Below are 19,128 nucleotides of genomic sequence, written 5' to 3' on the forward strand. Positions count from 1 at the left end.
TTCGTTTCCGCCGAGGTCACTCTGTGGTTGACGAAATCTGAAACTTGATGTTCCGCTAATGTTAGGCATCACAGGGTTCCCTTCTGTTTTTCCCCGCATTCAACCGCTTACAAAAAATAACCACCACAGTGGTGTGGTGGTCGCAGAAAATAGCTGCACTTATCACGATATTAATTAATATTTTGAAACAAATGCAGCCAGATAAAAATAAACTTTATTTAATTCACATTAATATATTTATCACTGGTCAATAAGTTAAGAACAATATTGACATTATCACTCACTTGCTGATTAACGCGCCCAGGGAATAACGTTTCCAGCTTATCGAGGCGATCAAATTCGGTATGCCAGATTTTTCCCCACTTCGTTTCTGTCTCACGATCGCAGGCAGTTTTTTGTTCCGCGTCATAACAGTCCCAAGCTGCCGGGTTAGTGGTTTGTGAGTAACCATCAAATCCCCATTCGCCGTTGATATTAAAATTTGTCGCTTCGACATAAGCGATCGGAATACCGGCACAGGCAAAACCCGCATGATCTGACCATGAGCCAGTTTCACCTTCCGGATAGCCAGGAAACGCCGGGTGCACAACGTATTTCCCGTCTTCTCCTTTCACATCAATTGATGACTGAAGCATGGCATCACGCAAAGACGGCTGATAACTGTAATTGGCACCTGTCAGTCCCAGTTTTTCACACTTAGACTGGTACTCGGCGTAATCGGAGTGCGCGGCGTGCACATAAACGATGTCACCACCACCTACAGTGTCATAGTTAATCATGCCGATCACATTATCCAGTTTGCCGTTTTTCAGTGCATCCTGAACATAATGCAGTGACCCATTCAGGCCATTTTCCTCCGCCCCTGGCAGTAAAATGCGGACATTAAAAGGCAGGTCTGTCTGCTGAATTTTTTCCGCAATGGCAATAGCGGCCGCCAGACCGGCCCCGTTATCGGTCGCACCCAGCGAGCCGTGATCGGCGCCGGTTGAGTCATAGTGTGCAGCCAGCACGATGGTTTTATCTACCTTGCCTGCTTTTTCTACAATGAAATTGCGTGAGTTGAGTGTCTTGCCGCCTTTCTCATACGAAAAACTTTGTACTTCAACGTTATAGCCAAAGCCAGTTAATTTGTCGTAAATCCAGTCTCCGGTTTCCGTTTCTTTGGCTGTACCCGCTTCACGCGCGCCGATTCCTTCCGCTTCGTGAGCGACTTCCAGCAAATAGCCTGTGGCTTTCTGACCAAAATCGACAGCGGCGTCGTCATCACTGTTGCATCCAGACAGGGCGACGGCCACAGACAAAGCCGTCAACGCAAAAATTCCTTGTTTCATCGTTATTATCCTTGTTTTGTATTGGCTAAATAATGCTTTGCGGCCCTATTATCTGGTTAATTGCGCAACAAAACGTGAGATATCTCTAAGAGAGTGATTTATTTATAGCCAGGTTTTCTTTTTGAGCATCAGATCATGTTACCGGCCACACACGCTTCCGGAGATTTCAGATTTACAATGTAAACCTGCATCCTTCCCCAGCTTCCATTACCAACGGCCCATCAGCTTCGCCACCACAACCGCACCAAGCACCAAGCACCAAGCACCAAGCACCAAGCAGGCCAGAGACCTCCTCGCAAACAAAACCGGATTTTCTGCCAATTTAAGGCGCTCATTTTGCTTTCATTCGATGGGCTTTAATGCTAGCTTGTCGCATATGCAAAATGTTTATCACTTCGCGGATACCACCGCATTCAACACTACATCTTGGTGGCACTCTCTTTTTTAAGAGCGGTGCTGAATACTTTTGTTCAAAGCCGCCGGCAGGCAGGCTAATGAATAAACGTAGTTTCCCCTTGTCTCCGGCGCACCAAAACTAACCGGAGTTTCTCATGACCCAATCCAACTCATTGCCACCGACAACCAAACCGTTTCATCAGGCATACGAGCCATTGAGCCCGCAACCGCCTTTGTCTGTCGGCCATAAGATCCTGACCGGCGATCGGGCAACCGGCCAATTACACCTTGGCCATTATGTCGGTTCGCTGCAACAACGGGTGGCCCTACAGGCTCATAATGATCAGACCATACTGGTCGCCGACATGCAGGGGCTAACCGATAACGGGAACACTCCGGCGAAAGTGGCCGGCAACATTCTCAACGTGGTCGCCGATTACCTTGCCGCAGGTATCGATCCGTCACAAACGACTATCTGCCTGCAATCCGGTTTACCTGCCCTGGCCGAACTCACCATGTTTTACTCAAATCTGGTTACCATCGCCCGACTGGAGCGCAATCCGACGGTAAAAAATGAAATTCAGGGCAAAGGGTTTGGCCGTTCTATTCCGGCCGGTTTTCTGACCTACCCTATCAGTCAGGCAGCCGATATCACGGCTTTTCAGGCCACTCTGATCCCGGTTGGCGATGACCAATTGCCGATGCTGGAACAAACCAACGAAATTGTCAGGAAGATCAATAGCCTTGCCGGGAAACCTATCCTCACGGAGTGCCAACCCATGCTGAGTAATATGCCAAGACTACCGAGTGTGGACGGCAAAGCTAAAATGTCGAAATCACTTGGTAATGCCATCACCCTTGATGCCTCTGATGCCGACATCGCAAAAGCCGTCAAAGCCATGTATACCGATCCGAACCACCTGACCGTTGATGCACCGGGACAGGTTGAAGGCAATGTCGTGTTCACATACCTGGACGCCTTTTATCCGGATCCTGCTTTTGTGGAAAGCCTGAAAGCGCATTACCGCCGCGGTGGCCTGGGGGATGGCAAAACCAAAGCTATTCTGACCGAGTGCCTGCAGGCCATGATTGCGCCGATGCGTGAGAAAAGGCAGGCGCTGATTGCCGATAAGCAATACCTGATTGACGTGTTGAAAGCCGGGACAGAAAAAGCCCGAGAGGAATCGAGCCAGACTCTGACTCAGGTAAAACAGGCTTTTGGATTAAACATTTTCTGAAAGAAGGGTTGCTCTGCCGGGCATCATCTCAGCGCGGCTGGCACACAGTTAGCGCGGCCAGTTCTGCAAGCTGCTCGCTTCAGGAGCAGCTTGCTTTAGGAACGATTGGCATCAGGAAGAGATCGTTTCATAAGTTGCTCGCTTCAAGAGCGGCCTCTTCAGGCACAGGCCGCGCTTTAATGCTGTCAGCTGTCATGCTGCGGTGACTCACAAGCCTAAACCCTCCGAGGTGAATGGTCATTCCGAGGTGGAGGGTCATAAAGGTTTTCGGCGATACCGGGCATTGATCAGATCTTCAACCTGTTTCTGCTCACGACGCGCCTGCTCATACTGCTGCTTCGCTTTCCAGCGTTCCAGCACCGTTTCCAGACTTTTCACTTTTGCCTGACTGGCTTCCAACTGCTGGCGGCTACGCTGACATTCCGCTTCCATCAGCGCCTGCTCGTGCTGATGGTGATGCAACATACGATTCAGCAGACCTTGTACTCGGGTACTGTTCATCAACATGGTACTGTTAACCCCTTGCTGGGTAACATGAGACTGCCACTGGCAGCCGGATTTCAACATACCCAGCGCTTCCAGCTGTTGCTGAAAGTAATCAGCCTGTTGCCGCTGCTGAACAAACAGCTGCCCCTGACGATCTCTTTGCTGCTCGGCCATTTGTTGCAGTTTACCTACCGCCCTGACTTTCGCTTTCATTTAGTAGCCTTATCAGTAACCGTTGGACGAGTTTGCTGGTTGAGCCGAACTGAACATTTGTGCCAGTTGAGACAGGCTTGCAGGGTAGTCAGAGACTTCCTGCACCGACTGTTGCAGATACGCTTTCAGCATCGGTTGCATCGCGACCGCCTGATCCAATTCCGGATCCTGGCCGGGTTGATAGCCCCCCAGTGGCAGCAACTCCTTCACCTGCTGATAGCTGGCATTGAGCTGACGAAACTGGTTGGCTACGGTCACATGGGAAATCTCAGTACAACTACTCATACAACGGCTGATTGAAGCATTGATATCAATCGCCGGATAATGGCCTTGCTCCGCCAGCTGGCGAGACAGCACAACATGGCCATCAAGGATGGCACGGGCAGAATCCACCACCGGATCCTGCTGGTCGTCTCCTTCCGCCAATACGGTATAAATGGCAGTTAGGCTGCCATCGGGGTGTTCACCGTTACCGGCTCGCTCCAGCAACTGCGGTAACAGGCTGAACACTGACGGCGGATAACCACGTGACGCCGGCGGTTCACCCAACGATAACGCAATTTCGCGCTGTGCCATGGCATAACGGGTGAGCGAATCCATCATCAACAGAACATCTTTGCCCTGATCACGGAAATATTCAGCGACCCGGTGACACAGTTTCGTGGCCCGCAAGCGCATCAGCGGTGATTCGTCGGCAGGAGCAGCCACAATGACAGCCCGACGACGGCCTTCTTCACCCAAATTACGTTCGATAAACTCCCGGACTTCACGCCCCCGTTCACCAATCAACCCCACCACAATCACATCTGCGGTGGTATTTTTGGTGATCATGCCCATCAGCACACTTTTGCCGACACCGCTCCCGGCCATCAGACCGATCCGTTGCCCTTTTCCCAGAGTTAGCAAGCCGTTGATCGCTCGGATCCCCACATCCAGCGGGGTATCAACCGGACGGCGTTTCAACGGGTTAATCGGGCGGGGATCCAGTGCGACCCGATCTCCCCCTTTCAGTGGCTCCCCATCATCCAGCGGCTCACCCAGCCCGTTAACCACCCGGCCTAGCCAGTGCTCTCCCATCTGCACGGTGCTGTCGCCATCCAGAGGGATCACTTTGGCACCGGCATAAAGACCGCCTAACTGGCGAATAGGCATCAGATATGCGACCGTATGATCAAAACCGACCACCTGCGCTTCAATCATTTCACCGTCATCGGCTTCCACCAGACAACGTTGCTCCAGCTTAAAGCGGCACCCGACGGCCTGCAGCATCAAACCGCTGACTTTGACCAGTCGCCCCGTGACTCGAGCCACCGGAATTGACTCCAAAGACGCCAGCGCATCACTGAGTTTGTCAGCCAATCCACTGCGGCTCATCTGATTCGGCATGACGTTACTCAACCAGCATGTCCTCAGCCACCAGGTCCTCAACCACCGCGTCCTGAACGGTCTGGGCGTCGCCATCCAGTAAGTGCTCACGGACATTTTCCATGCACGCTTCCAGACGTGCATCACAACTAGCGTCCGCTTCGGCATGATCCGTAACCAGCTGACAACCACCAATCGGCAACGCGCTGTCCGGCACCAGTTTCCAATGAGCCGGCAAGTCAGGATGAATATTGGTAATGCGCTCCAAATCCTGTGGGTTGAGGTGCACCACCACTTTTTCGGTCTTGCCCGGCAGGGCATCCAGCGTCTCTTCAACCAGCGCCAGAATCTGTTGCGGCATCAGGGTCAGCTCAGCACGAATGACCTGCTGAGCAACCTTCTGTACCAGCTCACAGATCAACTGGCGCTGCTCGCGTTCTTTTTCCTGCTGCCACCGGGACAAGCTAGTAAACAGTTCGTTTACCGGTTTTGCCGCCGCCAGGAAAGCTGCCCGGCCGGTTTGCTCACCGCTGGCATAGCCTTTTTCGAACCCTTCTTTCTGTCCTTCCAGCAGACCTTGCTGAACACCCTGATCCAGGCCTTGCTTGAAGCCTTCTGAATGACCTTGCTGAAGACCCTGTTGAAAACCTTCTTCCAGCTTTTGCTGCACATCAAACTGCGTCTGCTGCCAGTTATCTTCCATATCCAGATCCAGCAGACCCGGCTCCCGGCTGATCTGTTCAGCCACCGGTGGAAAGCGATGCAGGCGATATTGTCCTGGCTGGAGACGCATGACTTTGGTTGTCTTCATCCGTTACTCCACCGTCTGTTCCTGATAAAGCAGCAGCTCGATATCACCGTTTTCTGCCATTTCACGCGCAATCTGCATGATGTCCTGGCGGGCTTTTTCTACCCGGCTCAGTGGAACTGCTCCTTTCAAGGCCATTTCATCTTCCAGGTTCTTCACCATCCGCTGCGGCATCGCGCGTTTGATGGCCTGTTGCAACTGAATTTCCGAACCTTTCAGCGCCATCGCCCACAATTCAACCGCAACCGCCTGAACCAGCACATCCATGGTGTTGTCGCGCTGACGTCCCAGCACCATGAAATCAAACATGTTTTCTTCAATGTCGGACACCACGCTTTCATCATGCAATTTAAGCATTTCCATCAGCTGCCCCCGATCGCCGTCGAAACGGTTAATGATGTCAGCGGCCTGCTTCGCCCCATCGATCGGTGCGCTGTGACTGACAGAAACATGGTCGATACAGCGTTCAATCAGTTCCTGCAAGTCCCGCGCGACTTCGTGATCGATCTCCTGCAAGCGGGCAATCCGGTAGACCAGTTCATCATGGTAATCCGGCGGCATTTTCGACAGTACCCGCGATGAGCTTTCCGGTGGCAGATAAGCCAGGAAAATTGCCTGCATCTGCGGGTGTTCCTGCGCGATAAACTTGGCCAGTACCTCCGGGTCAACCCATTGCAGACGCTGGATATTGTTACGCAGTTCATCGCCGTAAATATTATTCAGCAAGCCCTTGGCAAGATCGTTACCCAGGGCTTTTCGCAGTGTGTTGGACAGGTATTCTTTGGACGCTCCGCGAATCCCGCTGTGGGCACGAAAGTCATCAAAGAATCGTTGAATCACACCTTTGGCTTTTTCACTTTTGATGCCGGAGAGGTTAGCCATGGCACGCGTCACCCGCTGAACTTCGTCACGAGAGAAGTGCTGCAGCACCTGCGCGGCAGCGTCCTCTCCCATGCCAAGCAAAACCAGAGCGGTTTTTTCAACGCTGCTGAACGCCTTCGCCTCAGCCATTTTTGCTTGTGTTTTGTTCATTTGCATTTACCCATTGTTTCAGGACTTCGGCCACCCGGACCGGCTCTTCATTTGCGATCAGCTGCAAGTGTTTCAGCTGAATTTCCAGCGGTGATCCCGGTGGAGGCAACAGCAGTTCATGGTGAGAATCCAGTGCGGAGCTGGTGCTTTCCAGCCCTTTCTCTGCCAGACGCTGGTTCAGGCGTTTTTCATGCTCACGCTCGGCCAGCGTCTGCACATCGGCGTTATAATCGTCCTGCTCTTCCTGCGGCGGTGCAAATTCCAGCTCTGTCCGGCGGCGATCAATCCCGGTAAGGTGAGCAATCAGGGGACGCAGGACAAAGAAGATCATGGCCAGCCCCAGAATCCCGCCAATCACGTAGCGAAGCGGCTGCTGCACGGTCGGATCCTGCCACCACGGAATGGCGGGCGGCGCATCGATTTCAATCGGGGTAAAGTTGAAACTGAGCAGACTGAGGCTGTCGCCACGCGCTGCAGAGATACCAACAGCATCTTTTACCATGGTACTGATCTGCTGCTTTTCCTCTTCCGTCCAGGCCGTACCGTTTGGCGCCGCCGCTGCATTCAGCAGAACGGAAACGGTCAGCTTATTGACCTTACCCTGCTGATGCTGGGTATGTCGCACACTGCTGCCCAGCGCGTATTGGCGATTCACTTCAGAGCGCTCGTTAGTGTTTTTACTGTCTTTGGGATCTTCCTTGCCGGTCACAGGCGGCTTATTACTCAGCGAACCCGGCACACCCAGTGCGATCTTATCAATCGAGTTATTCTGGATGCTGTGTTCCGTGCGAACCACCGGTGACGGATCAATGGATTCCCGGGTTTCTTCCACACGACTGAAATCCATATCCGCCGCGACCTGAACCCGGAAATTACTTGGCCCGACAATCGGTGTCAGCATATCTGCCGCGCGCTGAATCACCTGCTTTTCGAGGTTCTTCTGGTAATCGAGGAACTTGGCGTTCACCTTGCCGACTTCAGCACTGCCGATATCGGCACTCAGTAGGCGACCGTACTGATCGACCACCGACACGTTTTCCATTTTCATGCCGGTAACGCTGCCGACAATCAAATTGATAATGGCTTCAACCTGTTCATTTTTCAGGTCTTCCCCGGCTTTCAGCTCAACCATGACCGATGCTGACGGGGCTTCCGCCTGCTGTCGGACAAACAGTGTCTGACGGGGAATCGCCAGGTGCACCCTGGCATTGTTAACGGCATCCAGCGCGATAATGGTGCGAACCAGCTCGCCTTCCAGTCCATGGCGGTAGCGGGCCGTTTCCATAAACTGGCTGGTGCCCAGTGAAGAGTCGTCTTTCAGGGAGTCCAGCCCGGTCGGTAGCTTAGCCTTGATACCTTTGGCCGCCAGCAGCATCCGGATACGGGCCACTTCGCCTTCCTCGACCAGAACCTGACCATTTTCTTCCTGTAAGCGGTATGGGATACCTTCCCCTTCCAGTACCGAGATGATCTCCCCGGTATCAAAACGCTCTTGCTGACCGTAGAGCGGGCGATAATTCTGGCTGGAACTCCACAATGCAACAACGATGATGGCCGCCACAATCGCCGCCATCACCGCAGAAAGAACCAGATTTCGCTGGTTGCTGTGCCACAGGGATTTGGCCCTGGCCACCATAGCCTCAGCAGACGGTGCTGAGGCGGAAGTAGGTTGAGCAATAACTTCTGACATAACTTACACCGGCATTTTCATGACTTCATCGAACGAGGCGACGACCTTGTTGCGTACCTGCATCAGGGCCGAGAAAGACAAACTGGCTTTCTGGCTGGCGATCATCGCCCCGACCAGATCGTCACTTTGCCCGGTTTCCACCGCGGTCATTTTGGCACTGGCATCCGCCTGATGGGCATTGACACTGTCCAGTACCTGACGCATGGCTCCGGAGAAGGAAAGCGGCGGGTTGAGCGCTCCATCGGCGATCCGATTCTCCGTCACGATACGGGTATCGAGGGGATTTGCTGACACCACAAAGTCAGGCGCAATCCGTTGTTGCATATTCTGCATTTTGCTCAGCATCATCTGCTCAGACGAAGCCAGCTGAACTAAAGTGTTATTTGCCATTTTTCATCTCCTTTCAGGCGGCTGATCCAAGCTCAGCGTCCAGGTCTATTCCCTGCTCACGCATGGCTGCCAATTTGTATCGCAACGCCCGGGTCGACACCCCCAGCGCCTCAGCCGTCTGGGTACGGTTCCCGCCGAACTGCTTTAAAATGTCGAGAATGTACTGGAACTCCGCCATTTTTTTCGCTTCTTTATGGCCTTTGTCAGCTTCCGCCGGTCGACTCAGCGCCTGTCCATTCAAGACTTCAACCTTCGTCACCTCCACCGGCAACATCAGATCCTGAGCCGTAATGAAGTCACCATGACGCATCACCAGCGCACGCTGAATAACGTTTTCCAGTTCGCGAATATTGCCCGGCCAGTGGTACTGCACCAGTGCATTGCGTGCATCTTCCGACAACTGGCAGTTGCCCTGCTCGAGGTATTTGGAAATGAAGAATTGACCGAGAGGCAGAATGTCTTCCGGACGCTCACGAAGTGGTGGCCAATGCAGCGGCAGAACATCCAGACGATAATAGAGATCTTCCCGGAATGTCCCTTCCTGAACGGCTTTGCGTAAATCTTTATTGGTGGCAGCAATCACCCGGATATCCAGTTGAATGGATTTATGGCTGCCGATTCGCTCCACTTCCCGCTCCTGCAGTACTCGCAGCAACTTCGCCTGCAGCGCCGGTGCCATTTCTGCGATTTCATCGAGCAAAATCGTACCGCCATTTGCTTCTTCGAACTTGCCGCTCTGGGATTGGATAGCTCCGGTGAAAGCCCCTTTGGTGTGACCAAACAGCACCGCTTCCAGCATGGACTCCGGGATTGCCGCACAGTTAACCGCCACAAACGGTTTATCTGCCCTCAGCGAATGCTGGTGCACATACTGGGCCAACACTTCCTTTCCGGTTCCTGATTCGCCCGTGATCAGCACGGTGGCACTGGTACAGGCAGCCCGGTGCGCCAGTTGCAGTATCTGCTTACTGCGCCAGGATTCCGCCACGATATCGTCCATGGGTTTTTCCAGCGCTTCGACCCGCTGCAATAAACTCAGCAGTTGCGAGGCTTCAAACGGCCTTAGCAGGTAATCAGTGGCTCCCGCTTTCATCGCGTCGGCCGCCAGCAGTCCCTGATCCTGATCGACAATAGCAATCGCCACCGGCGTGTTACCTTTGGCATCCGGATTCAGCTGGCTGTGACGAATCCACTCGGTCAGACTAATGTCGTGCAAGTTAGAGCTGACCAGAGTGATCCCCCCCAGCCGGTTATGCAAAACAGCCCGGCCTGAAGTGAAATGACTGACGGTATAACCGGCCAGTTCCAGTACTTCAATCACCGGGCGGGCAAGATGAAAATCAGGTTCTATGAGTTGAATAGATTGGTGGCGCATTAGTCTGACTGGCTCCCTTTATCGTCCTGACGACGAATAACACGAACGGTCACCCGGCGATTATTCGCCTGGCCCAGCTCCGAGTCGTTACCGGCAACGGGATAACGCGCCCCGTGTGCACGAACCTGGATTAGCGATGCCGGCACACCGGCTTCTTCCAGTACACTGGCCACATCATCAGCCCGAACTCTGGCAATTTGCAGATTCGCCAGTGAAGAGCCGACATTGTCGGTATGCCCGTCAATCAGAATCCGCTTCACCGATTTATCCAGTCGGACGTACTCTGCAATGTCACGCAGGATTTGCTGCTGTTGCGATGAAGCAACACGCTGACCGGACTCAAACGGTAAGGTTAAATCCCTTGCCTGCTGGTACGACATTGCAGGCAACGCGGCTCGGCAACGCGTGAATTCGGTCAATGCGTCACGCAGGTGAACGCCCGGCAACTGCACCAGTACCGGAGATTCCAATGTTTGCGAAGAAACAGACAGCTGAAGCCATGCGCCTTCAGACATCGCTCGAAGCACATCATCCATTGCGCCATTAAAAATCAGCTCATGATTGGATACCTGGCGAGCCTCACCGACCGGCAGCAACTGCTCGTTGCGGCTCCACGGCGATTCCCACTGGTACAGTTTGGCAATCTGAATGGATTGAGGCAGCTGAAAACTTTCCACTTTAAAAGCCAATTTCTGACTTGGTTCAGCGATAAATGACACCTGCCCAAAATTATTTATCTTTTGATTTAATAAACACTGAAAATGGTCGCCTTTATATTCCCATTTAACTAAATCAATAGGAACTGCAATATTTTGAGCGTTTACCTGGCCAACTTGAAATGCCAAAAGAAATATCCATGAATTCTTACAGCACTTATTAATCATGAGCATTCCCTCTCTTGCCCATATTCTTTTTCATCTTTATTAGTATTCTGTACAAAATTCATTCAGTGTTTTACCAATGAATGAGATTGAATATTTTCATCAGATTTATAAATCAATAAGAAAACCCTCACCTTTTCCTGCCAATCGTGAATTATTGACACTCAGAGACGAGAATTTGACACTTCTCATTTTATTTCATAAGCCTAACGGCAATTGGAGCCAAACAAACAAACCATTTATTAACAATAAGTTAAACAATTTGCATAATAATTATAAGGTTAATTTGGTGAGGCACCTAAAAATTGCACTAAATGGAAAAGATGAAAACCAATAATTCTTAACGCTTTATATTATGTGGACTAAAGTCACAAATTTGAATTTGTAATATCATTGAATATAAAAATGACGGGGTAGACTGACCGCATTAACTTTTCTAGTTACATATATATTAATAATAAAAATAACTAAATGAGTTTCATATCATTAACCGGATGTAAAAATGAAATCTATTGAATTAGAGGGCGACCACCAATATCCGACGCTGAATACGGATTTGTTGGGCAGGCCAATCCATACGATACGGGAGGAACTCAGAAAGATTCTTGAAGGTTCAGTCTCAGGCATTCAAAACCAGATTCAGAAATGGCTGCTGAACTATTCCGTATCATTTCATTTCAATGAGATAACCTTACATTTCCCTGAACATGCCGAGGCGATGCAGACAGCGTCAACATTTTGTCACCAACAAGGCGGCCTGCTGAGCATTCAGTTGGAAAAAGCCTCGCTGCTGGGCCTGTCAGATCACTTCTACGGAGCGGCCATTCACCGGGCAAACGCGTCAGACACAAGTGCGCTTGCAGGTATCGCTCTGTCCAACAGTGACCTGCGTTTACAACAACGTCTTGGCCGCCTGATCGCCGATGCCATTGCGCCTGATGATATGTGGCAGAGCATGGAGGCAATCCCAAGCAACGATGTGGGTTTGCTAGTCAGGTTTACTCTGACTTGCGAGTCCCAGAGCGGCACATTGTCCGTGCTGCTTGACGGACATCTGATTCAAACCCTGATCAATGAACTGGAGCTGCAACCCCAGGATCCGGCCATTCCCCACCGATTCCGTCACGCCCTGGAAAAAACCCCGGTCAGTCTGCAAGCCGTGTTAAGCCGTAAGGTCATGCCGCTCAGCCAGGTTCTTGCCCTGCAACCCGGCGACATCATTCCGATCGATCTGCTAACCCAGGCACCGGTCAGTATTGGCCAGGAACATTTATTCAACGGACAAGTCGCTGATCAGAACGGTCAGCTGGTCCTGATACTGAAAGAAACCAAGGATTCCCATTCATGAGTGAGATGAACGAACAAACCGCATTCAATGCCGAGGATTTGAACTTCAATGATCTGCAACTTGAAGATTTCGATACCGACCTGGCTGCCTCCGCGCCAGCCATGGCATCGATGCCTGAGCGGGATCTGAGCTTCTTCCGCAAAATTCCGGTCACGGTGACACTGGAAGTGTCCAGTACTGAAATCTCTCTCGGTGAGCTGATGAAAGCCGGAGAAGGCACGGTTATCGAACTGGACAAACTGAATGGCGAACCGCTGGATGTGAAAGTCAACGGCTCGCTGATGGGACACGCCGAAGTGGTTGTGGTTAATGAAAAATATGGCCTGCGCCTGATTGATGTGGTGGATTCACCAATCAACTCCCTGGAACACTGATTGATGGCAACACCCACAATGACTCCTTTCAATGTCTCCCTTGCGGCCAAACGCCGCCTGATGATTGGCAGTGGTGTCCTGATCGGATTGCTGGCGCTGAGTGCCAGCTTTCCCACTCTGGCCGGTGACGGCGGCTTGTCCTTCCTAACAGTCACTGACGGACAAACTGAGCAGGAATACAGCGTTAAGCTGCAAATTTTGCTGCTGATGACGGCACTCAGTTTTCTGCCGGCTTTTTTGCTGATGGCAACCAGCTTCACCCGAATCATTATTGTTCTGGCGATTCTGCGTCAGGCATTGGGCTTGCAACAAAGTCCGCCTAACCGGGTACTGGTCGGGATTGCCCTGGCGCTGACCATACTGATCATGCGCCCGGTCTGGACCGACGTGTATCACAATGCATTTGTGCCATACGATCAGGGAGACATTACCCTGATGCAGGCTTTTGACAGAGCTGAGAAACCGGTCAGCGACTTTATGCTGCACCAGACACAGCAAAGTGCCCTTGAGCAAATGCTGCGAATTGCCAACGAGCCGCTTGATCAGAAAGCAGAGGACGTCTCATTTGCTGTCCTGTTACCAGCCTTTGTCATTAGCGAACTGAAAACGGCGTTCCAGATCGGTTTTATGCTGTTTATCCCGTTTCTCATCATCGATCTGGTAGTGGCCAGTGTGCTGATGGCAATGGGGATGATGATGCTGTCGCCATTGATCATTTCCCTGCCTTTCAAACTGGTGATTTTTGTCCTGGTCGACGGCTGGGCAATGACCGTGGGCACCTTATCCGCCAGTTTCGGCTGAGGGAGAATGACATGACGCCGGAACTTGCCGTTACCCTGTTTTCTGATGCTGTATGGGTCATTATCAACATTGTGCTGGTGCTGGTTTTGCCCGGCTTAGTGGTGGGGCTGCTGATTGCTGTATTTCAGGCGGCAACCCAGATTAACGAACAGACCCTGAGCTTTTTGCCTCGTCTGATTGTCACGCTGCTGATGGTGATTTTCGCCGGCCACTGGATGCTTCGTCGCCTGATGGAGCTGTTTGATTACCTGTTCCACAACATTCCCGGGATGATCGGCTGATGGTCATCACGTTCGCGGAATTCAATGCCTGGCTGGGCCAGTTCTGGTGGCCGTTTTTCCGAATTGGAGCAGCGTTGCTGGCCATGCCGTTTTTTGGGGATGCGCTCATCCCGTTATGGGTACGGGCATTATTCGCCTTGTCACTGGCGGTGATCACGGCGCCCTTAATGCCTGCCATGCCAGCCGTGGATCTGCTATCCCTGTCAGCCATTGCACTGGCGTTCGAGCAAATGATATGGGGCATTTTCTTTGGCCTGATCATCCATTTGCTGTTCACCGTACTTACAATGCTGGGGCAGATTGTCTCTCTGCAGATGGGGCTCGGCATGGCCATGATGAATGACCCGGTCAATGGGTTGTCAGTGGCGATTCTCGGGCGAATGTTTCTGATCTTCTCCACCCTGCTGTTCCTTGCGCTGGAAGGCCACTTGGTGGTGATCGATATTCTGGTGCAAAGCTTCTACCTTTGGCCGGTCGGCTCGGGACTGGCCATGCCGTCCCTGCACAATGTCGTTGATCTTATCACCTGGATGTTTGCTTCTGCGCTGGCGCTGGCGTTACCGGCCATCGTTTCCATGCTGCTGGCTAACATCAGTTTTGGTGTTATGAACCGTGCCGCACCCAGCCTCAATGTGTACGCACTGGGTTTTCCGATGACCATGATTCTCGGCCTGTTCAGTATCCTGCTGTCTGTCAGCGGGGTGCCGGGACGCTATACCGAACTGGTTCATACCACACTGGAACAACTCCAGCTGTTTGTGACGGGAGGCGTATGAGCGACCATTCAGCCCAGGACAAAACCGAAAAGGCATCTCCCCAGAAAATCCGCAAAGCCCGTGAGCAGGGACAGATTCCCCGCGCCAAAGATTTCACCACTGCAGTGATCTTTCTGGTGGTGGCCGTCTATTTTTCGACGCAACTGGCCGACATCTGGCAAAGCATGGCTGGCATCTTCCGTTTTAACATGGCACTCACCCATGCCGATCTGGAGAACCCATGGCAGGCCATCGAACAATTGGGTCAGAGTCTTGGTCTTATCATTGAGCTGTTGCTGCCGTTGTTTGCGGCCATCCTGGTGGCCACCTTCGCCAGTTCACTGGTACTGGGGGGATGGCTGTTTTACCCGGCCGGGGCACTGCCTAAACTCAGTAAGCTCAACCCACTGGCGGGTATCAAACGGATGTTTTCCAGCCGCTCGCTGGTTGAGCTGTTGAAATCAGCCCTGAAAGTGACGGTCATTTTTGCGCTGTTGTATTTCTATCTGGATCAGCACTTGGCTCAGTTGCTGGGGATGCAGTCACTACCGCTGGAGCAGGGCGTAGTTGCCATCATGGTCATCCTGTATGACGGGGTATTGCTGATGGGGCTGGCACTGCTGCTGTTTGGCTTGATTGATATTCCCTACCAGCGCTGGGAGCACCTCAAGCAGCTGAAAATGACCAAGCAGGAACTCAAAGAAGAATTTAAGAATAACGAAGGGCGTCCGGAAGTGAAGCAACGCATCCGCCAGATTCAGCAACAGTTCGCCCGCCGTAAGATTGAAAAAACCGTGCCGCAGGCGGACGTGGTGATCGTCAACCCGACCCATTATGCCGTTGCCATCAAGTATGACCCGGCGCTGGCAGATGCTCCCTTTGTGGTCGCCAAGGGAATCGATGAAACCGCCATGCACATTCAGCGTATCGCCCGCGAAAATGGGGTGGAGATTCTCAGCTCGCCGCCCCTAACTCGTTCGATTTACCACACTACCCAGCTGGAACAAGCAATTCCGAGTCAGCTGTATATTGCTGTCGCCCATATTCTCACTTATGTGTTGCAACTCAGGGCGTTCCGAACTGGCCAGGGCAATCAGCCTCAGCCGTTGCCGACATTTGTCATTCCAAAACATTTACAGCATTGACGCTTCCTGTCGTGCTTTACAGAGTGACCGACTTTGTTTGAACACCAACCACGTAACGCAACCAGATTAACGCAATTCAACCGGACAAGAGATAACAAGATGCTGACTTTGACTACAGCACGAAACGCCGTAAGAAGGACTACGCATGTTTAATTGGCTAACCCAACTCCGACAGTCGAGCAAAGGATATATCGGTATCCCGTTTGCTTTGCTCATGATCCTGGCTATGGTGATCCTGCCACTGCCACCGATGCTGCTCGATGCCCTGTTCACTTTCAACATTGTGCTGGCCATTCTGGTTCTGCTGGTCAGTACAACAGCCAAACGCCCGTTAGATTTCTCGGTTTTCCCGACTATCCTGCTGGTCGCAACGCTGATGCGTCTGACCCTGAACGTAGCCTCAACCCGGGTTGTCTTACTGGAAGGCCATAACGGCGGCGATGCGGCCGGTAAGGTCATTCAGGCATTCGGTGAAGTGGTTATCGGCGGAAACTATGTGGTCGGTATGGTGATTTTCGTCATCCTGATGATCATTAACTTTGTCGTGATTACCAAAGGTGGTGAACGTATTTCAGAGGTGGCTGCCCGTTTCACTCTGGATGCCCTGCCGGGTAAACAGATGGCGATTGATGCCGATCTTAACGCGGGTCTGATCGATCAGGAACGCGCCAAGCAGCGCCGACGGGAAGTGGCGAATGAAGCCGACTTTTACGGTTCCATGGACGGTGCTTCCAAATTCGTTCGCGGCGATGCCATCGCTGGTCTGCTGATCCTGTTTATTAACATTCTGGGCGGGATCAGTATCGGGGTGTTCGAGCATGGTCTGGGGGCGTCAGATGCCTTTAAAACCTATGCCCTGTTGACCATTGGTGATGGTCTGGTCGCACAAATCCCATCACTGTTACTGGCAACGGCCGCAGCCATTATCGTCACCCGTGTTAACGACAGCGATGACGACATGGCCGAGACAATGCGTAATCAGCTACTGGCCACCCCAGCGACTCTGTTCACAGTCGCCGGGGTGATGCTGGTGATCGGGCTGGTTCCGGGCATGCCACATCTGGCCTTCTTCTCTTTTTCTGCGGTGCTGGCCTTTGCGGGTTGGCGTCAGCTCAAAGCCCCTGTTCGTGACACGCAGCTGGACGAAGTGCAGGCCATATCCGATGCCATGCAGCGCGATCAGGAGCAGCCACTGAACTGGGACGATATTCCGCATATTCACAGCCTGTCACTGGCTCTGGGATTTCGGCTGGTGCACCTGGTCAACAAAGAGCAGGGTGCGCCACTGACCCAGCGTATCCGCGGGGTGCGTAAAAACCTGTCCGAGCAGGTCGGTTATCTGCTGCCGGAAGTCAACATCCGCGATAACCTGAGCCTGAAACCTAACCAGTACACCTTGTCGGTCAACGGTGAAATCATTGAACAGGGGATGATCGAACCGGATCGCCTGATGGCGATTGCCGTCGGGGAAACCTATGGTGACATAGACGGTATTCTCGGCAGTGACCCGGCCTATCAGCTCCCAGCGGTATGGATCCAACACGATGACAAAGCGCGCGCGCTGAACATGGGCTATCAGGTTGTGGATGATGCCACCGTGATTGCCACTCATCTGAGCAAAGTGATGAAAACGCACCTTGCCGAGCTGTTCACCCATGACGATGTCGACCTGATGAACCAGCGTCTCGCTCACCAGGCCCCAAAACTGGCCGAGGCATTGAGCGCGGCACTCAACCCGGCACAACAGCTGAAAGTTTTCCGCCAGTTGTTACTGGATCAGGTTCCCCTGAAAGATATTCGAACCATCGCCAACACCATGCTCGACAGCAGCGAAAACACCAAAGACCCGATTCTGCTTGCCGCTGATGTGCGATGCAGCCTGCGCCGAACCCTGGTGAACCTGATCAATGGCGACAAACGGGAACTGAGCGTGTACACCCTCTCCGATAACCTGGAACAGATGCTGATGACGTCGCTGCAACAGGCTCAGGCAGGCGGACCTGTGATGCTCGACAGTTTCCCGATTGAGCCGAATATTCTGAGCCAGTTCCAGCAAAATCTGCCGCTGATTCGCCAACAGCTGAAACAGCAGGGCCTGGCACCGGTTCTGCTGGTGATGCCGCAACTGCGACCATTACTGTCACGGTATGCCCGCACATTCGCCCAGGGACTGGCGGTGCTGTCATATAACGAAATTCCGGAAAACAAACAGATAAACGTGGTAGGCAACCTTGGATAACCTCACACAACTCAATACACTTCGCGCGTTTGTGCTGGGGCTGATGCCAGCGGCGGTAAGTCACAAGGATGACAGCATTGTGCTGGATGCACTGCGCTATAATGACATCCGCCATGTCTGTCAGGCCATTCGGCATACCCAAAGCGATGACGAATATTTTCAGCATCTGACCCTGCGCTTTGGCGGAAACAGCGAGCAGAGTGTTTACCGCTTTGCACTGTCAGAGACCATGCGCATCAGCTTAGATCTCTACAGCCTGTATCTGGCAGTAAGGCTGATCCGTTGTCAGCTGGATGTTTATCGTCCGGCCACCATTCATGCCGTTGTCGTGCCCTTGCAGTCTGAGACGGTGAGCAGCCCGCAGGGACAGCAATTTCTGCGAGAAATTTACCGCCAGCACAGTGCAGCCATGGCGCACATCATTCCCTGCATCCAGCTGATTCACTCACTCCCGCCAGTGCCAGCCCTCACGCAGCAACTGCATTGGCTGCGGGCACAATCCGACAGGCTTTGGTTCGAGTTGAACACGCCCAGTGAACATCTGGTTTATACCCGCGCATTCCACCCGGACGCGATTAAAGTTTCCCAGCCCTTAACCAGTGAGGCCAGTCGCGACGGACTAGAGCCGATCGCCGCTTTCACCCGTGAACAGCAGATTGATTTCATCGCAGGTCGTGTTGGCACAAGACAGGATCTTCACCACTACCGGTCACTCGGCGCGTCCTACTATTTCGGGTATATCCGGGATATTCCAAGCACGGTCAGAGAGATGCCACTGCGACTGGTAGCGTCAAACAACTAACCTGCCACATCATTTTTTCAGCCCCGTCAGCGGGGCTTTTTTTCGCTCTGAATGCCACTCCCCGTGTCTGCCTCTGCCTCTGCCTCTGCCTCTGCCTCTGCCTCTGCCTTCCATCAAACCTTTCTGATTATCTAAAGGAAAACATTAAATTTTTTTTGACTAACTATCATGGATTTGC

At 52.5% G+C, this 19,128-nt stretch carries 18 protein-coding genes; 9 read left to right on the plus strand and 9 right to left on the minus strand.

Translation table 11 applies throughout. From position 1 onward, the window contains the following. Nucleotides 1-218: 218 nt before the first annotated feature. Entirely contained in the window at nucleotides 219-1,331 is a 1,113-nt protein-coding gene (locus C9I92_RS06070; RefSeq protein ID WP_047885103.1) for a M28 family metallopeptidase, read from the minus strand. 551 nt (nucleotides 1,332-1,882) lie between these two features. On the opposite strand from C9I92_RS06070, the gene trpS reads away from it, so the two are divergent. Further along, nucleotides 1,883-2,965 (plus strand): tryptophan--tRNA ligase, encoded by a 1,083-nt coding sequence (gene trpS / locus C9I92_RS06075; protein WP_084712542.1) that lies wholly within the window; start codon nucleotides 1,883-1,885, stop codon nucleotides 2,963-2,965. 255 nt (nucleotides 2,966-3,220) lie between these two features. Here trpS and fliJ read toward each other — a convergent pair whose 3' ends face one another. The 8 genes from fliJ to C9I92_RS06115 are packed head-to-tail and all read right to left on the minus strand — an operon-like array spanning nucleotide 3,221 to nucleotide 11,214. After that, nucleotides 3,221-3,664 (minus strand): flagellar export protein FliJ, encoded by a 444-nt coding sequence (fliJ, locus tag C9I92_RS06080; RefSeq protein WP_047885102.1) that lies wholly within the window; start codon nucleotides 3,662-3,664, stop codon nucleotides 3,221-3,223. A gap of 12 nt (nucleotides 3,665-3,676) precedes the next feature. Continuing rightward, nucleotides 3,677-5,050, minus strand: a complete 1,374-nt coding sequence (fliI, locus tag C9I92_RS06085) for a flagellar protein export ATPase FliI (RefSeq protein WP_047885101.1) — start codon at nucleotides 5,048-5,050, stop codon at nucleotides 3,677-3,679. Nucleotides 5,051-5,054: 4 nt separating this feature from the next. After that, nucleotides 5,055-5,840 carry a flagellar assembly protein FliH gene (fliH, locus tag C9I92_RS06090; RefSeq protein ID WP_047885100.1) on the minus strand — a complete coding sequence of 262 codons (786 nt, stop codon included), beginning with the start codon at nucleotides 5,838-5,840 and terminating at the stop codon, nucleotides 5,055-5,057. A gap of 3 nt (nucleotides 5,841-5,843) precedes the next feature. Continuing rightward, a complete protein-coding gene (locus tag C9I92_RS06095; RefSeq protein WP_047885174.1) occupies nucleotides 5,844-6,869 on the minus strand; it encodes a flagellar motor switch protein FliG in 1,026 nt (341 codons plus the stop codon). After that, entirely contained in the window at nucleotides 6,841-8,559 is a 1,719-nt protein-coding gene (gene fliF, locus C9I92_RS06100) for a flagellar basal-body MS-ring/collar protein FliF (RefSeq protein ID WP_047885099.1), read from the minus strand. Before fliF ends, C9I92_RS06095 begins: the two co-directional genes overlap by 29 nt. A 3-nt stretch (nucleotides 8,560-8,562) precedes the next feature. Beyond that, nucleotides 8,563-8,949 carry a flagellar hook-basal body complex protein FliE gene (gene fliE / locus C9I92_RS06105; RefSeq protein ID WP_047885098.1) on the minus strand — a complete coding sequence of 129 codons (387 nt, stop codon included), beginning with the start codon at nucleotides 8,947-8,949 and terminating at the stop codon, nucleotides 8,563-8,565. A gap of 13 nt (nucleotides 8,950-8,962) precedes the next feature. Further along, nucleotides 8,963-10,324, minus strand: a complete 1,362-nt coding sequence (locus C9I92_RS06110) for a sigma-54-dependent transcriptional regulator (RefSeq protein ID WP_047885097.1) — start codon at nucleotides 10,322-10,324, stop codon at nucleotides 8,963-8,965. Beyond that, nucleotides 10,324-11,214, minus strand: a complete 891-nt coding sequence (locus C9I92_RS06115) for a MotY family protein (RefSeq protein ID WP_084712541.1) — start codon at nucleotides 11,212-11,214, stop codon at nucleotides 10,324-10,326. Before C9I92_RS06115 ends, C9I92_RS06110 begins: the two co-directional genes overlap by 1 nt. A gap of 493 nt (nucleotides 11,215-11,707) precedes the next feature. Here C9I92_RS06115 and C9I92_RS06120 point away from each other — a divergent pair, with 493 nt between their 5' ends. The 8 genes from C9I92_RS06120 to C9I92_RS06155 all read left to right on the plus strand — a co-directional run bounded on the left by C9I92_RS06120 (nucleotide 11,708) and on the right by C9I92_RS06155 (nucleotide 18,950). Then, nucleotides 11,708-12,553 carry a FliM/FliN family flagellar motor switch protein gene (locus C9I92_RS06120; RefSeq protein ID WP_053061813.1) on the plus strand — a complete coding sequence of 282 codons (846 nt, stop codon included), beginning with the start codon at nucleotides 11,708-11,710 and terminating at the stop codon, nucleotides 12,551-12,553. Next, nucleotides 12,550-12,927, plus strand: coding sequence for a flagellar motor switch protein FliN (gene fliN, locus C9I92_RS06125; protein WP_047885096.1), 378 nt, complete (start codon nucleotides 12,550-12,552; stop codon nucleotides 12,925-12,927). Before C9I92_RS06120 ends, fliN begins: the two co-directional genes overlap by 4 nt. Before the next feature lie 60 nt (nucleotides 12,928-12,987). Beyond that, on the plus strand, nucleotides 12,988-13,728 hold the full coding sequence (gene fliP, locus C9I92_RS06130; RefSeq protein ID WP_047885171.1) for a flagellar type III secretion system pore protein FliP: 741 nt from the start codon (nucleotides 12,988-12,990) through the stop codon (nucleotides 13,726-13,728). A gap of 11 nt (nucleotides 13,729-13,739) precedes the next feature. Then, on the plus strand, nucleotides 13,740-14,009 hold the full coding sequence (gene fliQ / locus C9I92_RS06135) for a flagellar biosynthesis protein FliQ (protein ID WP_047885095.1): 270 nt from the start codon (nucleotides 13,740-13,742) through the stop codon (nucleotides 14,007-14,009). Beyond that, a complete protein-coding gene (gene fliR, locus C9I92_RS06140) occupies nucleotides 14,009-14,785 on the plus strand; it encodes a flagellar biosynthetic protein FliR (RefSeq protein ID WP_047885094.1) in 777 nt (258 codons plus the stop codon). The genes fliQ and fliR overlap by 1 nt, the downstream gene beginning before the upstream one ends. Next, nucleotides 14,782-15,909, plus strand: a complete 1,128-nt coding sequence (gene flhB, locus C9I92_RS06145; RefSeq protein ID WP_047885093.1) for a flagellar biosynthesis protein FlhB — start codon at nucleotides 14,782-14,784, stop codon at nucleotides 15,907-15,909. Before fliR ends, flhB begins: the two co-directional genes overlap by 4 nt. Nucleotides 15,910-16,054: 145 nt before the next feature. Next, the gene (flhA, locus tag C9I92_RS06150; RefSeq protein ID WP_047885092.1) at nucleotides 16,055-18,148 is read left to right on the plus strand and encodes a flagellar biosynthesis protein FlhA; all 2,094 of its coding nucleotides are present in this window, start codon (nucleotides 16,055-16,057) and stop codon (nucleotides 18,146-18,148) included. Further along, the gene (locus C9I92_RS06155; protein ID WP_047885091.1) at nucleotides 18,141-18,950 is read left to right on the plus strand and encodes an EAL domain-containing protein; all 810 of its coding nucleotides are present in this window, start codon (nucleotides 18,141-18,143) and stop codon (nucleotides 18,948-18,950) included. Before flhA ends, C9I92_RS06155 begins: the two co-directional genes overlap by 8 nt. Nucleotides 18,951-19,128: the final 178 nt, after the last annotated feature.

The sequence above is a fragment of the Photobacterium ganghwense genome (assembly GCF_003025595.1).
GTDB lineage: Bacteria > Pseudomonadota > Gammaproteobacteria > Enterobacterales > Vibrionaceae > Photobacterium > Photobacterium ganghwense.

Coding starts and splice junctions, on each gene's coding strand:
- C9I92_RS06110 (WP_047885097.1), bottom strand. CDS start 10,324: ATGCGCCACCAATCTATTCAACTCATAGAACCTGATTTTCATCTTGCC.
- fliH (WP_047885100.1), bottom strand. CDS start 5,840: ATGAAGACAACCAAAGTCATGCGTCTCCAGCCAGGACAATATCGCCTG.
- C9I92_RS06070 (WP_047885103.1), bottom strand. CDS start 1,331: ATGAAACAAGGAATTTTTGCGTTGACGGCTTTGTCTGTGGCCGTCGCC.
- trpS (WP_084712542.1), top strand. CDS start 1,883: ATGACCCAATCCAACTCATTGCCACCGACAACCAAACCGTTTCATCAG.
- C9I92_RS06095 (WP_047885174.1), bottom strand. CDS start 6,869: ATGAACAAAACACAAGCAAAAATGGCTGAGGCGAAGGCGTTCAGCAGC.
- fliP (WP_047885171.1), top strand. CDS start 12,988: ATGATTGGCAGTGGTGTCCTGATCGGATTGCTGGCGCTGAGTGCCAGC.
- fliR (WP_047885094.1), top strand. CDS start 14,009: ATGGTCATCACGTTCGCGGAATTCAATGCCTGGCTGGGCCAGTTCTGG.
- C9I92_RS06115 (WP_084712541.1), bottom strand. CDS start 11,214: ATGCTCATGATTAATAAGTGCTGTAAGAATTCATGGATATTTCTTTTG.
- flhA (WP_047885092.1), top strand. CDS start 16,055: ATGTTTAATTGGCTAACCCAACTCCGACAGTCGAGCAAAGGATATATC.
- fliQ (WP_047885095.1), top strand. CDS start 13,740: ATGACGCCGGAACTTGCCGTTACCCTGTTTTCTGATGCTGTATGGGTC.
- fliF (WP_047885099.1), bottom strand. CDS start 8,559: ATGTCAGAAGTTATTGCTCAACCTACTTCCGCCTCAGCACCGTCTGCT.
- flhB (WP_047885093.1), top strand. CDS start 14,782: ATGAGCGACCATTCAGCCCAGGACAAAACCGAAAAGGCATCTCCCCAG.
- fliI (WP_047885101.1), bottom strand. CDS start 5,050: ATGCCGAATCAGATGAGCCGCAGTGGATTGGCTGACAAACTCAGTGAT.
- fliJ (WP_047885102.1), bottom strand. CDS start 3,664: ATGAAAGCGAAAGTCAGGGCGGTAGGTAAACTGCAACAAATGGCCGAG.
- C9I92_RS06120 (WP_053061813.1), top strand. CDS start 11,708: ATGAAATCTATTGAATTAGAGGGCGACCACCAATATCCGACGCTGAAT.
- fliE (WP_047885098.1), bottom strand. CDS start 8,949: ATGGCAAATAACACTTTAGTTCAGCTGGCTTCGTCTGAGCAGATGATG.
- fliN (WP_047885096.1), top strand. CDS start 12,550: ATGAGTGAGATGAACGAACAAACCGCATTCAATGCCGAGGATTTGAAC.